The following is a 13,716-nucleotide window of genomic DNA, read 5'->3' as shown; positions in this document are numbered from 1 at the left end:
TGCACTTTGCATTTTAATCAATTAATCAATTAATCAATTAATCAATCAAAGGTTACGCTCATAACACTTAATACCAATCGTGTTAAGTTACTGACCACTTATAGCGAAATACGGCAGAAATTTTGACATGTAGTTGTTCTAAATGAAAAATTTATAACGCAGTTAGGGCTTTATTTAGCCCGCTAGAATGGTTAAATATTTAAGTCGATTGGTATAAGTACTATTTAAGGATATTCATCTAATTAAGGGGCACATAATGAACAATAGTTTTGACACCCAAAAACAACTCACAATCAATGGCGAACAATTTCATATTCACTCACTGCAAGGTTTAGGCGATCAGGCTAAGCGACTACCATTCTCACTAAAAATACTACTCGAAAACTTACTGCGTAATGAAGACGGCGTTAATATTAAAAAACAAGATATTAAAGCACTTCTAAATTGGGATTCACAAGCCAAGCCCAGCGCTGAGGTTGCATTTACGCCTGCTCGCGTAGTCATGCAAGATTTTACCGGCGTACCTGCAATTGTTGATTTAGCCGCAATGCGTGATGCTATGGAAAGACTCGGTGGCGATCCAGCTAAAATAAACCCACTCTCACCTGCAGAGCTGGTAATTGACCATTCAGTACAGGTAGATGGTTACGGCGAAGATGGCTCTTTTGATTTAAATGCCAAACTTGAGTATGAACGCAATAAAGAACGCTATGAATTTTTACGTTGGGGTCAAACCGCCTTTGATAACTTAAAGGTCGTGCCACCTGCCACCGGTATTGTTCATCAAGTAAATTTAGAATATCTCGCTCGTGTGGTATTTAACGAAGAGCGCAATGGTCAACGCTTTGCTTATCCTGATACATTAGTCGGCACTGATTCGCATACTACTATGATCAATGGTTTAGGTGTACTTGGTTGGGGCGTAGGTGGTATCGAAGCCGAAGCCGCAATGCTTGGACAACCAATTAGCTTACTTATCCCGCAAGTCGTTGGTATGAAACTCAATGGCCGCTTACCTGAAGGCACCACAGCTACCGATTTAGTACTCACGGTAACTGAAATACTGCGCAAGCATGGGGTGGTAGGTAAGTTTGTTGAGTTTTATGGCGATGGGCTTGCTGATTTACCACTGGCTGATCGTGCAACCATAGCTAATATGGCCCCCGAATACGGCGCAACCTGTGGTATTTTCCCTATCGATGATGAAACCATAAATTACTTACGTTTAACCAATCGCGACGAAACTCAACTCAAGCTGATTGAAGATTATGCAAAACACCAAGGTCTATGGCGTAACGATGGCGATGAAGCCAATTACACCGATACATTAGAGCTCTCATTAAATGATGTAGTGCCTAGCCTTGCAGGACCAAAACGTCCCCAAGACAGAATTGCTCTCGATCAAGCTGGCGATATTATTGGTAAGCATTTAAAAGGTTTTCAAGATGAACGTCTTGCTAAACGCGATAATAGTGATGAACAACAAGCTCGTATTGAAGATGAAGGTCCAACAACGAATCCTGACGAGCCAATCAACGAAGCACAATTTATGGGCGCTGCAAAGGTAAACTTTAAAGGCCAAGAATTTGAACTTAAAGACGGCGCTTGTGTTATTGCTGCTATTACCAGCTGTACTAACACCTCAAATCCAAGTGTTATTTTAGCTGCCGGTTTAGTTGCTAAAAAAGCCCGTCAACTAGGTATTAATGTTAAACCATGGGTTAAAACATCGCTCGCACCAGGCTCACAAGTGGTAACTGATTATCTCAAAAATGCAGATCTAATGGATGACTTAGATGCACTAGGCTTCAACCTTGTTGGTTACGGTTGTACTACTTGTATTGGTAATTCAGGCCCGCTTGCAGATGAAATCAGTGAAGCAATTCAGCAACATAAATTAGTAGTGAGTTCTATTTTATCAGGTAACCGTAACTTTGAAGGGCGTATTCACCAAGATGTGAAAATGAACTTTTTGGCGTCGCCGCCACTGGTCGTCGCTTATGCAATTGCAGGACGCACAGATATTGATGTGTATAACGAACCATTAGCGCAAGATGCTAATGGTAACGATATTTATCTTAAAAATATTTGGCCTAGCGTCAGCGAAGTAAATGAACTCGTGAAAAAAACCGTCACTAAAGAAATGTTCGCTACCAGCTACGGCAATGTTTATAAAGGGGATGATCGTTGGCAGCAGATAAAAATTCCAGATGGCAAATTGTATGACTGGAATGACGCCTCAACCTACATTAAAAAAGCACCATTTTTTGATGGTATGAGCATTGAGCCTCCTGGTATCCCTGCAATTAGCGGCGCTCGCTGTTTAGCTAAACTTGGCGATTCCGTCACCACGGATCATATATCCCCTGCTGGCGCAATTAAAGCAAGCGCACCTGCGGGCGAATACTTGCAAGAAAATGGCGTAGAAAAATCACAATTCAACTCCTACGGATCTCGCCGTGGTAACCATGAAGTGATGATGCGCGGCACCTTTGCCAATGTTCGATTAAAAAACTTACTTGCTCCAGGTACTGAAGGCGGGGTAACTCGTACTCAACCCGATGATGAATTAGCCAGTATTTACGATGCGGCTATGGCTTATCAACAACAAGGTGTGCCATTAGTTGTGCTAGCGGGGGCTGAATATGGTACTGGTTCATCGCGTGATTGGGCAGCAAAAGGCTCGTTATTACTTGGTATTAAAGCCGTTATTGCGCAAAGTTATGAACGTATTCATCGCTCTAATTTAATTGGTATGGGTGTACTACCACTGCAATTTAAAGCAGGAGAAAGTCACGAGTCTTTAGGTTTAACAGGTCAAGAGCAGTTTGATATTGAAGACCTGTTCGATAAAACTAAAGAAGTGTGTGTGATTGCCACTAATAACGAAGGTAAAAAAGTCAGTTTTAGCGCCGATGTACGTATTGATACTCCCAAAGAGTGGGATTACTACAAACACGGCGGCATTTTACAATATGTACTGCGTAATATGCTCAGTAACTAAACACTTTGATGACTGGGCTTTGCAGTGCTTGACTGCTTAGCCCTTTATTATTTCTTTGATGTAAAACAAGTCAGCCTACAAATTATTAGCTACACTTAATTCACGTTATCAATGGTATGCATCGAGTATGACAGAGCAAAAAACGATACAAGTACTTAAGGTGTTTATCGTACTTGGCATATGCCTTATTTTAGCTGGGCATTATTTATTAACATCTGACATTTTTGGCGAACAAAATAGTATCCGCGGCATTATGATTAGTGCAATTTGCATTGCGGTAGGGGTTTTATTTTCTCTACCAACAAAAATCTATCTCACCATCATACTAATGAAGTTAGAAACTGAACACCAAACACATGCACCCACGAGTAAGCATGCTACAGATGAGTAAATTTCGACTTATTAAAAACACCTCAGTTATTAGTCTATTACTGCTGGGGATCTCATCCAATACCATTGCTGCCCATGAAAAGCTAACAATCGCTTCTGGAAACTTCGCCCCTTATTTCATTCAAAATGAAATCATCGGTAATGGTTTCTTTGATAATGTCGTCGTAGACGTTCTTAATAAGCAAGGTTATACCAAGCTAAAAATCATCCCGTTAAATAACGATGCAATTCAACGTTATTTTGATAATCAAGTCGCAGATATTGCCATTAACTACACAGCTCAGCCACCCAAAGGAGCATTTCCTTCACGGTTTAGAATCAAGTTTATGAATAGAGTGATTATGCACTCATCCGAATGGGCGGAAAACATAACCAACTTAAGCGATTTAAAAGATCTCACTGTAGCGAGCTTTATTGGTGCGTCACAATTATTTGGTAATGATTACCGTAAACTAACGCAGCAAAAAAACATAAATTACTCAGAGATTGGTAACCAACAAGCACTTAACAAACAGCTGCACACTAATCGTATTGATGTACGTATAGGTGATTACCTTATGTTTCATTGGAATACAGCACACTTAACCCAATTAAGCCCTAAGCAATTTATTTATCGCGATATTTTAAACTATGACGGCTCATATATTGTATTTCAACAATCAGCCCTTAGAGATGAATTTGATGATGCTCTAATGAGAATGATGCACTCAGGGGAATTGGATAAATTAACCCAACAATGGTTAACTCAGTATAATCTTCCTAGCGTCGATCATCAGTTTTTTGCTAACAATACAGCCTCACTCCAACCCTAGACTATAGGCTTAATTATTCGACTCTAAAGCTTGAGTGCGTTGCTCTAACTTTGTCTTTATTTGCTCTGCATCATCGAATAACTTTTTAATTACCACCGGGTCATAAACACTATTTGAGCTTTTAGGAAGAGTTAAATTACCAGCTTTTGCACTCCCTTTTAATATTGATGTGTCTTCGGCTGCAATGACTGTAATATCTTTAGGATCGAGTACTAATCGCTCACTTTTACCATCAGGGTTTGGTTGATCAGAGTAATGCCATTGACCTCTTTTATCTTGCCATTTGTAAATTGTAGTGACTTTTTCAGTGCTATCACCTGATATTTTTTCTACAACCTGATTACTTGTTTTTACTACAGCATCAACCGCATGATCTAAAGCTCCGCTCGACAAAGCGACCATTTGCTCTTTAATATTGTTCGATGTACTGCCGATATCTTCACTATTTAACCACGTTTCACCATCTGGGCGCTGTAAGTAAAATAAGGCTGTAATGCTAATTAGCAAGATCATTGTTGCTAAGTACGCAAAATATTTCATAATCAATCCTTTGGGTTAAAAGTAAGCCATTCATAAACTACCTTTACTGGTAGCGGCTAATTATACTAGCAAGCTCTTTACTTTCTTTCAGCTCTTTTAAAAAAAGATTAAACTCTCGAACAAGCTTTCTTCCCTTTGGAGTGTATGAAAATTGCAACTGAAGTGGTGCTTTACCAACATTGAAATCACTTATAACTAATTGCGATAGGTGCGGGTGTTTTTTGATATACCAATTCACCACATCTCTCGACATAATGGTAAAGCGCTTACTCATAGGTGTATCACTATAGAGACTTTGCAGTATATCTAGATCTGAATAAAAGTTCTCACGATGCAGTACGTTACTATTCACTAGTAATTCATATTTTGGATAAACATAACCAAACCGCCCTAGTAATATCCCGTCTTTTAAACTATTCAACTCTTTAAAGTCAATTAGCTTAGTGCCATGAGACACTACCAGTACGTCTTCGACTATCGCTATTTCTTGGCTCCAATAATAAGATTCATCACCGATAAGCCAAACCTCTGATTCCATCCGCGCATCAACATAGCCTTGCTGTAACATCTTCGCAGATCGTTTTTCCGGTGCAAATATATACTCAATATCTACCTCTGAAGCCTCTGAAAAAAGAACCAGAAGCTCGTTTAAAATACCTTTATGCTGCGTGTCCACAAAATGATAGGGCGGGTAGTCTTCATCAGGCAATGCAATACGAAAACTATCCGCAACTGCAGAAGCTGACATAAGTAAGAAAAAAAGCAGACAGAATTGTTTCATAAATGCGATTCACATAACAAACTGGTTATTAAGCATACTACATTTACAAAAAAACGCAGCGTGTGCTGCGTTTTTAAAATAATACTAATTAAAAAGAATTAAATTCCATCGCCGTCAATATGTAGACCACATTCGCGATTTAAGCCAAAGAAACGCGTTTCTTCTTCAGTCATACCCGGCTCTAACTTACGTGTAGTATGCACATCTCCCATCGACACATAACCTTGCTCCCATAATGGGTGATACGATAAACCGTGCTTAGTTAGGTACTGATACACATCACGGTTTGACCATTCAATAATAGGATAAACTTTCACTGTGCCACGGCTAATTTCAATCACTTGCTTATCAGCGCGCGATGATGCTTGATCACGACGTAAGCCGCTAAACCATGTGCCTGCGTCAATATCTTTTAATGCGCGAGTCATTGGCTCAACTTTATTAAGCTGATTATATTGCTTAATACCCGCTTCACCTTGCTCCCATAGCTTACCGAATTTAGCCTCTTGCCATGCTGGGCTAAGGTGCGATTTATACACTTTTAAATTCAGTGATAAACGCTCGGTTAATTGCTCAATAAACTGATAGGTCTCTGGAAATAAATAACCAGTATCAGTAAGAACCACGGGAATATCTGGCTTTTGCGAGGTTACTAAATGCAACATCACAGCGGCTTGAATACCAAAGCTTGATGATAAAAATTGTGTGTCAGGCAAATTTTCAAGTGCCCACGCTACACGCTGCTCAGCAGTTAGCTCTTTAAGCATGCCATTTGCGTCAGCCAGCATCGCTGCTTGGCTTTCTTTATCAAGCTTTAAAATGTTTTTAAATTCACTCATAGTAAATTCCAAACCTTAGCCGATGTGTTGCATCGGCTTTAAATTATGCGTAAAAGTCGGTGACTGAGACTTTAACTTCAGCGACTATGCCTTTGCGGATCACAAAATCACCAAAACATTCGCCGTCATTACGTTCACTCGCCCATTGACCTATTAATTTATCAAAGGCTTCTAGATATACATCTTCACCGACATTTTCTAAATACAACTTAGGAATACGTGTGCCTTCAAGGTTACCACCTAAGTACACATTGTATTTACCTGGGCCTTTACCAACTAAACCTGCTTCTGCAAGCATTGCGCGGCCACAGCCATTTGGGCAACCAACAACACGCATAATGATGCTGTCATCAGGAATACCATGCTTAGCAAGTAACGCTTCGGTTTTTTCAATTAAACTTGGTAAGTAACGTTCAGCTTCTGCCATCGCTAATGGGCATGTTGGCAGTGCCACGCATGCCATTGAATTTTTACGCTGCTCTGAATCTTTGTCGTCAATCAAACCATGGTTACGGGCAATTTCTTCAATCACTGCTTTTTGATCTGCTGGCACACCGGCAATGATCAAATTTTGATTTGCCGTCATACGCATATCACCTTGGTGAACTTCTGCAATTTTACGACAACCTGTTTTAAGTGGTTTACCTGGGTAATCTAAAATACGACCACTTTGAATAAATAATGTTAAGTGATGCTTACCATCAATACCTTCAACCCAACCAATGCGATCCCCTCGATGAGTAAACTCAAACGGGCGACTCGGTGCAAATTTAACACCTGAACGCGCTTCAACTTCGGCCTTAAATACATCAGACCCTACACGGTCTAGCGTGTATTTAGTTTTTGCATTTTTACGGTTTGAGCGGTTACCCCAATCACGCTGAACAGATACCACATGCTCAGCAATTTTTAGCGTATCTTCTAACGCGATAAAGCCAAAGTCATCGGCTTTGCGTGGGTACGTTGCAGTATCGCCATGAGTCATAGCAAGGCCACCGCCCACTAAAACGTTAAAACCAACTAGCTTGCCGTTATCAGCAATTGCTACAAAGTTTAAGTCATTCGCATGCACATCCACTTCGTTATTTGGCGGAATGGTTACCGTAGTTTTAAACTTACGTGGTAAATAATTAGACCCCAAAATTGGCTCTTCTGTGGTCTGTGCTTTTTCGCCATTTAACCAAATTTCAGCATAGGCTTTAGTTTTTGGTAATAAATGTTCAGAAATTTTCGCAGCCCAATCGTACGCCTCTTGATGAAGCTCAGACTCAACTGGATTAGTTGTACACAGTACATTACGGTTAACGTCCCCAGCTGTAGCGATTGAGTCAATGCCCACGCTATCAAGCATTTGGTGCATGCCTTTAATATTTGGCTTTAATACACCGTGAAACTGGAATGTTTGACGGGTCGTTAAACGAATACTGCCGTAGCTGGTTTTGTCATCGGCAAATTTATCAATCGCTAGCCATTGTGCTGGCTGAATAATACCGCCCGGCATACGTGCTCGTAGCATTACGTTATGAAGTGGCTCAAGCTTTTGCTTGGCGCGCTCACCACGAATATCACGGTCGTCTTGTTGATACATACCGTGGAAGCGGATTAACTGAAAGTTATCAGCAGTAAAGCCACCGGTGATCTCATTTTGTAAATCTTGCTCAATCGTGCCGCGTAAAAAGTTACTTTCTCTTTTCAAACGCTCGTTATCAGAAAGCTTTACGTTTTTATCTTGTTCGCTCATGGTAAATCCTAAATTAGTTACAGTGACGGCTGTTAACTTTTAACAAAGTAAGCAACGTTTAACTTTAATAAACGTCTTTCTGATAGCGGTTGGCGCTACGTAAATCTTTTAAATACTGTTCAGCGTCTTCATCGTTTTTGCCACTATTTTCTTTGATGATATCAACTAAGGCTTGATGAACATCTTTCGCCATGCGGTTTGCATCACCACAGATATAAAAGTGCGCGCCGGCTTCTAGCCATTCAAATACGGCTTTGCTGTTACTACGTAGCTTATCTTGTACATAGACTTTCTCAGCTTGATCGCGGCTAAACGCCACATCAACTTGGCTTAATAGACCAGATTTTAAGTAACCTTGAATTTCTACTTGATATAAGAAATCTTGCGTAAAGTGTGGGTTACCAAAGAACAACCAGTTTTTACCTGATGCTTCACGGGCATCACGCTCTTGTAAAAATGCACGAAACGGCGCAATACCGGTACCTGGGCCTACCATGATCACCGGTGTTTCATCATTCGCTGGTAGGCGGAAGTTATCATTATGCTCGCTGAATACTTTAACTTTACAGCCTTCTTCAGCACGACGTGCTAAATAACCAGAACAACCACCTAAATGCTCGCTACCAAATGCATCAAATTCAACAAGGCCAATCGTTAAGTGCACTTCGTCTTCTACTTCAGCTTGGCTTGATGCAATTGAATACAAACGCGCTTGTAACTTACGCAGGCAATCAACTAATGTTTGCGCTTCAAGCACAGCTGGATTTTGACGGATCACGTCGAAGATTTGACGAGGTTCAATGTATTCACGCATTGCCGCTTTATCTTCAACTAGCTTTAATAACTCAGGCGTACCTGTCGCGATTGCATATTTTTCAACAAAGCCAGGGTATGACTGAGTGAGCTCAAGTTTCTCGATTAATGCATCACGAACACTTAATTCAACATCGCCTAACTTTACGCTCGTTGCGCCATCAATTTGAGTCAGTGTCAGCACTTCATCAACTAATGCTTCATCATTTAGGAAGTAAACACCTAGTGAGTCACCCGGCGTATAGGTAATATCTGAGCCTTCTAATGAAATTTCAACGTGACGAACATCTTTGGTTGAATCACGGCCAGTAATCTTTTGTACTAAACTCAGCTCTGCCGCAAATGGGTTTTGCTTGGTATATTGGCTGGCAGCAATTGCTGGTGCACCAAATGAAACCACTTGCCCACCAGTTGCACCTTGCTGTGCTTTTAAATCAGGTTCAAACGCATCAAGTGCACCCGTGATCCACGTTGCCGCTTCATCATCATAATCAACATCTAAATCAGCGCGCTGATAAATAGTCTCTGCACCTAATTTATTTAAACGCTCTTCAAAATCTTTTGCCGTTTGGCAGAAGAACTCATAGCTTGAATCGCCTAAACCAATAACCGCTATTTTAACACCATCAAGCTTAGGTGCTTTTTTGGTTGCTAAAAATTCATGCAATGTTTCCGCATCTTCTGGCGGCTCACCTTCACCGTAAGTTGAAACCACGACCGTAAGGAATTTTTCTTTTTTCAGGGCTGTTGGTTTGTAATCAGACATGCTTACTAGTTTCACGGCTAAACCACGTGATTCAGCCTGTTCTTTGAGCTTAGTTGCAACGCCTTTTGAGTTACCAGTTTGCGAGCCATATAAAATGGTCAACGCTGCCGCCTCACCTGCACTTGGCGCAGCACCTACAACACCACCTAAGTTGGCCGTATTGGCATTCGCAGCAAGGTAACCACTTACCCAAGCTTGCTGAATTGGATTAAGCTCAGCCACTAAACCTTGCAGCTTTTGTACTTGCTCTTGCGATAGCGGACTTGCTAGCGCATTAAGTTGACCTAACAACATGAATTGATTCCCCGTAACCCTGAAAGTTATCTGCGAAATGACACTATTTAAGTTAATCACTTTGCCTAAAATTTGCCTCAACTCTATGGCTACAATCTAGCCTTAGAGGATTCTTTGAGTGTGAAGAATAACGGGGTATGGGCGAATAAAAAAAGAATAGAATCTGCTTTGTTATTCCATTTAGTTATGAACTTATATAAATACCTTCAAAAACAGATTAAAAGCTAAAATTTGAGCAATTTAAGCTTTTACTTATAAATAGTAAATAAAGCGGTAACAAAAATAGTTCATAATTAAATCACTTATATTTGCAAACAGCTGAACATTAACAATTATGCAACATGGAAGTTGTAAGGTATATTATTCTGGTTCAGTTATAGAACATAAAAATAAAATAAAAGGAAACACCATGTCACACGGGACATATAAAAAGCACATACTAGCCAGTACACTATTGTGTACTTCACTATCAAGCGCAGCCACCATTACTAATGGTGGCTTTGAAAATTGGGTAAACGGTGCACCAGAAGGTTGGAGTACAATTGATTCTGGCATTGCTCTTTCAGCGAATAGCTCAGTAGTTAATTCGGGAGTATTAGCTGCTAAAGTAGTCGTCACAACCGCCAGCCAAAGTAGCACTGATCTATTACAGCAAGTTAACGTAGAAGCGGGACAAAGTTATTTATTCTCAACGTGGGTTTACCACACTGAAGGAGGTGTTAAAGCACGCCTATTCGCCAACGGTTATCAAAGCTATTCCAATCCGGCACTATTAAACCAATGGCAAGAAATAAGTTATCAATACACCGCTTCGAGCAACACCACTATTGCTGTTGGACTGCGTTTTTACGATGTAAATGGCTTTGATGGCAATGAGACTGTGTATGTAGATAGCTTCACACCAACCGCAACGGTTACACCCCCACCGCCAGGCTGTGCTGATAACACTGTAGATTTAACACTCGCAACCGATAACTATGGCGAAGAAACCAGCTGGCAAATTACCAATCACCAAAATATTACGGTTGCATCGGGTAGCAGTTATACCGGCAACACAACTTATAACGAACAAGCCTGCCTTATTGATGGTGATTACACCTTTAGTATTTTTGACAGCTATGGTGATGGTATCTGCTGCTCATTTGGCAATGGCAGCTATACATTAAACCAAGGACAAACAGCCCTTGCCAACGGCGCTAGCTTTGAGCACTCACAAGCTACACCTTTCACATTAGGCAATACCGATCCTGTTACCCCACCCGTTGACCCTACAGGCTATTATGTGACTACACAGGGACTTACAGGCTACGCTTTAAAAACTGAGCTTTATAATATTATTAAAGGTCATAACTCACAGGGTTATTCTGCCATTTGGAGTTTTTACGATAGCGCATCTCGTGATAAGTATTTTGAAAATGACAACTCAATTCTCGATCGCTATTCAGAAAAACCAGCCGGGCAAGATAGCTTTAATTATGTAGCAGTGACTAATCAATGCGGAACTTATCGCAGTGAAGGCGATTGCTACAATCGAGAACACTCTTTTCCTAAGAGCTGGTTTGGCGGTAAAATTGAACCTATGAACTCAGATGTACATCATATTTTTGCAACCGATGGTTACGTTAATTCAAAACGCAGTAACTTTCCATTTGGTGATGTAGGCAGCGCAACATATACCTCAAGCAATGGCAGCAAACTTGGCACCGCTTCAAGTTCATTAAATTATTCAGGCACTGTATTTGAGCCAATTGATGAATTTAAAGGTGACTTTGCTCGCGCCTACTTTTACATGGCAACACGCTATGAGAACGTTATTGGTAGTTGGCAAAATAACACCACTTACAGCAACGCAGTACTTAATGGCACATCAAACCAAGTGTTTGAAAACTGGGCGGTAACTATGTTGGTTAATTGGCATAATAGTGATCCTGTCAGTCAACTTGAACTAGATAGAAACCAAGCCGCATTTGAGCATCAAGGTAATCGCAATCCATTTGTCGATCATCCTGAATTTGTAGAGATGATTTGGTAAAAAGACTCAAGCTAGGTTAGAAAGAAATAGCCCTCTTAACTGCGAGGGCTTTCTACCATCTAATTTGTAACATTATTTTTACAATAAAAATTAGATACTTTTTATTAACAAGTGCCAACATTTCATATTAAACAATCAGATTGTGGAGAATTGCTAAATACTCTAAAGGAATATTAATTATCAAGAAATTCACTATATGAGGGAAGATAGTAAAACCAACCCAATTGAATGTTAATTCCAATATGTAGTCAAATATGTGTTCAAATACAATGAACAAAAAAACCTCATATCCACCAAGAAAACCACTTGAATCAGAACTTTCTTGCTTTACTTCTGGTTTTTCCTTATAGGTATTAATTGTGACGAAAACACAGTCTTTATAATTACTTTTATTATTCTTTTCTTCCATTATTTTTCCTTATTTAAAGGCACAACTGAACCCACATTAAGGTTACCTTGACGTGTATTGTTTATTTTTGTTTGAAGTAGAGTTGTGCTTGTGGGCTATTGAAATGATACATTACGATTGGATAACTTAGAGGTATTTTTAGTTAGCACCTCCTTTCTTGATTAATTTGATATGGTATATAACTTAAATGATTACTTATTTTTCCTTATTAACCACTGATAGAGCCATTATAAACCCAAAAGAAGACCCTGCTAAATAACACAAAGTAAAAGTCAAATTTAAATAAGCAAAAAAATCAGCGATTTACAAATAATAATCTTAACGTATTAATAGCATTCCTTTGTGGTGACATAAATGTAATGCCAGCGTATACGCTTGCTTGATGTTTCATTATTCTTTGAGGGCGAAGACAGAACGAATATTGCTAAGCGGCTAAATACAGCACGCGGCAGTATCAATAAATTGAATTAATATCAAAAGCCACAGAGCCGGGACGTCAGTAGTTGTGATCGTTGATGGTGCTGGTTGACATACTATTTATTGATACTGTACAACCATTTAATAATATAACGTTGATAAAGCTTCCACCTTACTCCCCAGAATTAAACCCAATGGAGCAAGTATGGAGTTGGCTACGGCAACACTGTCTATCAAATCGTGTATTTAGTGGTTATGAAGAAATAATCGAACAGGTATCGCAAGCGTGGAATGGATCCACCTCAGTTCCTGGTACGGTTAAAAGTGAGAGACTGGATAAAATTGACTTAATCTTTATGCAAATTGGTATTAACTCAGTAAGATGTAGGTCGTGATTTATCGCGACAACCGATATGTGAGGGTATATCGCTTTCAGATGAACGCCTGAGCAACATTGGCCACCTTGCTCGCTTTTTCACTTTCCTGCAGACGTAAAAAAGCCCGACTCTATGAGTCGGGCTTTCTTTATTTGGAGCCTGGCGATGACCTACTTTCACATAACAAATGCTACACTATCATCGGCGCTGTTTCGTTTCACTACTGAGTTCGGCATGGGATCAGGTGGGTCCAAAACGCTATTGTCACCAAGCAAATTGGGTGTCAGTTCGTATCTCTACGCACTAACTAAAATTTGAAAATGCTGATAATTGTCTTCTTACAACTTTAAGCTTATCGCTTACAGCTGTTAGTAAATCTACTTTAGTTGTCGCGATAAATCACGACCTACAATCTTAACTTCTGCGCTTAAACAGTCACATAAAACGCGTTTGGCGTTGTATGGTTAAGCCTCACGGGTAATTAGTACAAGTTAGCTTAAC

At 40.0% G+C, this 13,716-nt stretch carries 10 protein-coding genes, 1 rRNA gene and 1 pseudogene; 5 read left to right on the top strand and 7 right to left on the bottom strand.

Features of this window, described 5'->3' with window-relative positions; translation table 11 throughout:
• Positions 1–256 precede the first annotated feature (256 nt).
• The 3 genes from acnA (at position 257) to A7967_RS11685 (ending at position 4,206) form a co-directional block, all read left to right on the top strand.
• A complete protein-coding gene (gene acnA / locus A7967_RS11695) occupies positions 257–3,004 on the top strand; it encodes an aconitate hydratase AcnA (protein WP_054206902.1) in 2,748 nt (915 codons plus the stop codon).
• 127 nt (positions 3,005–3,131) lie between these two features.
• A complete protein-coding gene (locus A7967_RS11690; RefSeq protein ID WP_054206903.1) occupies positions 3,132–3,395 on the top strand; it encodes a hypothetical protein in 264 nt (87 codons plus the stop codon).
• Entirely contained in the window at positions 3,388–4,206 is an 819-nt protein-coding gene (locus A7967_RS11685; protein ID WP_054206904.1) for a type 2 periplasmic-binding domain-containing protein, read from the top strand. The genes A7967_RS11690 and A7967_RS11685 overlap by 8 nt, the downstream gene beginning before the upstream one ends.
• Before the next feature lie 9 nt (positions 4,207–4,215).
• On the opposite strand, the gene A7967_RS11680 is transcribed toward A7967_RS11685, so the two are convergent.
• The 5 genes from A7967_RS11680 to A7967_RS11660 form a co-directional block, all read right to left on the bottom strand.
• On the bottom strand, positions 4,216–4,746 hold the full coding sequence (locus A7967_RS11680; protein ID WP_054206905.1) for a DUF4124 domain-containing protein: 531 nt from the start codon (positions 4,744–4,746) through the stop codon (positions 4,216–4,218).
• Positions 4,747–4,789: 43 nt separating this feature from the next.
• Complete coding sequence (locus A7967_RS11675) at positions 4,790–5,527, bottom strand: substrate-binding periplasmic protein (protein WP_082379081.1); 738 nt, start codon at positions 5,525–5,527, stop codon at positions 4,790–4,792.
• 98 nt (positions 5,528–5,625) lie between these two features.
• Positions 5,626–6,366: a phosphoadenylyl-sulfate reductase gene (locus A7967_RS11670; RefSeq protein WP_054206907.1), complete on the bottom strand. Its 741-nt coding sequence runs from the start codon at positions 6,364–6,366 to the stop codon at positions 5,626–5,628.
• Positions 6,367–6,409: 43 nt separating this feature from the next.
• On the bottom strand, positions 6,410–8,107 hold the full coding sequence (gene cysI, locus A7967_RS11665; RefSeq protein ID WP_054206908.1) for an assimilatory sulfite reductase (NADPH) hemoprotein subunit: 1,698 nt from the start codon (positions 8,105–8,107) through the stop codon (positions 6,410–6,412).
• Between the two features lie 64 nt (positions 8,108–8,171).
• A complete protein-coding gene (locus tag A7967_RS11660; protein ID WP_054206909.1) occupies positions 8,172–9,980 on the bottom strand; it encodes an assimilatory sulfite reductase (NADPH) flavoprotein subunit in 1,809 nt (602 codons plus the stop codon).
• A gap of 409 nt (positions 9,981–10,389) precedes the next feature.
• Here A7967_RS11660 and A7967_RS11655 point away from each other — a divergent pair, with 409 nt between their 5' ends.
• A complete protein-coding gene (locus tag A7967_RS11655) occupies positions 10,390–12,012 on the top strand; it encodes an endonuclease (protein ID WP_054206910.1) in 1,623 nt (540 codons plus the stop codon).
• A gap of 127 nt (positions 12,013–12,139) precedes the next feature.
• Here the strand turns inward: A7967_RS11655 and A7967_RS11650 are convergent, their stop codons facing one another.
• On the bottom strand, positions 12,140–12,421 hold the full coding sequence (locus A7967_RS11650) for a hypothetical protein (RefSeq protein ID WP_054206911.1): 282 nt from the start codon (positions 12,419–12,421) through the stop codon (positions 12,140–12,142).
• A 557-nt stretch (positions 12,422–12,978) separates the two neighbouring features.
• On the opposite strand from A7967_RS11650, the pseudogene A7967_RS23715 reads away from it, so the two are divergent.
• Positions 12,979–13,131 (top strand): annotated as a pseudogene (locus A7967_RS23715) (transposase); the annotation flags it as partial.
• A 241-nt stretch (positions 13,132–13,372) separates the two neighbouring features.
• On the opposite strand, the gene rrf reads toward A7967_RS23715, so the two are convergent.
• Positions 13,373–13,487 (bottom strand): 5S ribosomal RNA (rrf, locus tag A7967_RS11640).
• Between the last annotated feature and the right edge of the window lie 229 nt (positions 13,488–13,716).

Source organism: Pseudoalteromonas neustonica (genome assembly GCF_001653135.1).
GTDB classification, from domain to species: Bacteria; Pseudomonadota; Gammaproteobacteria; order Enterobacterales; family Alteromonadaceae; genus Pseudoalteromonas; species Pseudoalteromonas neustonica.
The sequence above is the reverse complement of the archived record's forward strand: the minus strand, read 5'-3'. Positions and strand labels throughout refer to the sequence as shown.

Coding starts and splice junctions, on each gene's coding strand:
- acnA (WP_054206902.1), top strand. CDS start 257: ATGAACAATAGTTTTGACACCCAAAAACAACTCACAATCAATGGCGAA.
- A7967_RS11690 (WP_054206903.1), top strand. CDS start 3,132: ATGACAGAGCAAAAAACGATACAAGTACTTAAGGTGTTTATCGTACTT.
- A7967_RS11685 (WP_054206904.1), top strand. CDS start 3,388: ATGAGTAAATTTCGACTTATTAAAAACACCTCAGTTATTAGTCTATTA.
- A7967_RS11680 (WP_054206905.1), bottom strand. CDS start 4,746: ATGAAATATTTTGCGTACTTAGCAACAATGATCTTGCTAATTAGCATT.
- A7967_RS11675 (WP_082379081.1), bottom strand. CDS start 5,527: ATGAAACAATTCTGTCTGCTTTTTTTCTTACTTATGTCAGCTTCTGCA.
- A7967_RS11670 (WP_054206907.1), bottom strand. CDS start 6,366: ATGAGTGAATTTAAAAACATTTTAAAGCTTGATAAAGAAAGCCAAGCA.
- cysI (WP_054206908.1), bottom strand. CDS start 8,107: ATGAGCGAACAAGATAAAAACGTAAAGCTTTCTGATAACGAGCGTTTG.
- A7967_RS11660 (WP_054206909.1), bottom strand. CDS start 9,980: ATGTTGTTAGGTCAACTTAATGCGCTAGCAAGTCCGCTATCGCAAGAG.
- A7967_RS11655 (WP_054206910.1), top strand. CDS start 10,390: ATGTCACACGGGACATATAAAAAGCACATACTAGCCAGTACACTATTG.
- A7967_RS11650 (WP_054206911.1), bottom strand. CDS start 12,421: ATGGAAGAAAAGAATAATAAAAGTAATTATAAAGACTGTGTTTTCGTC.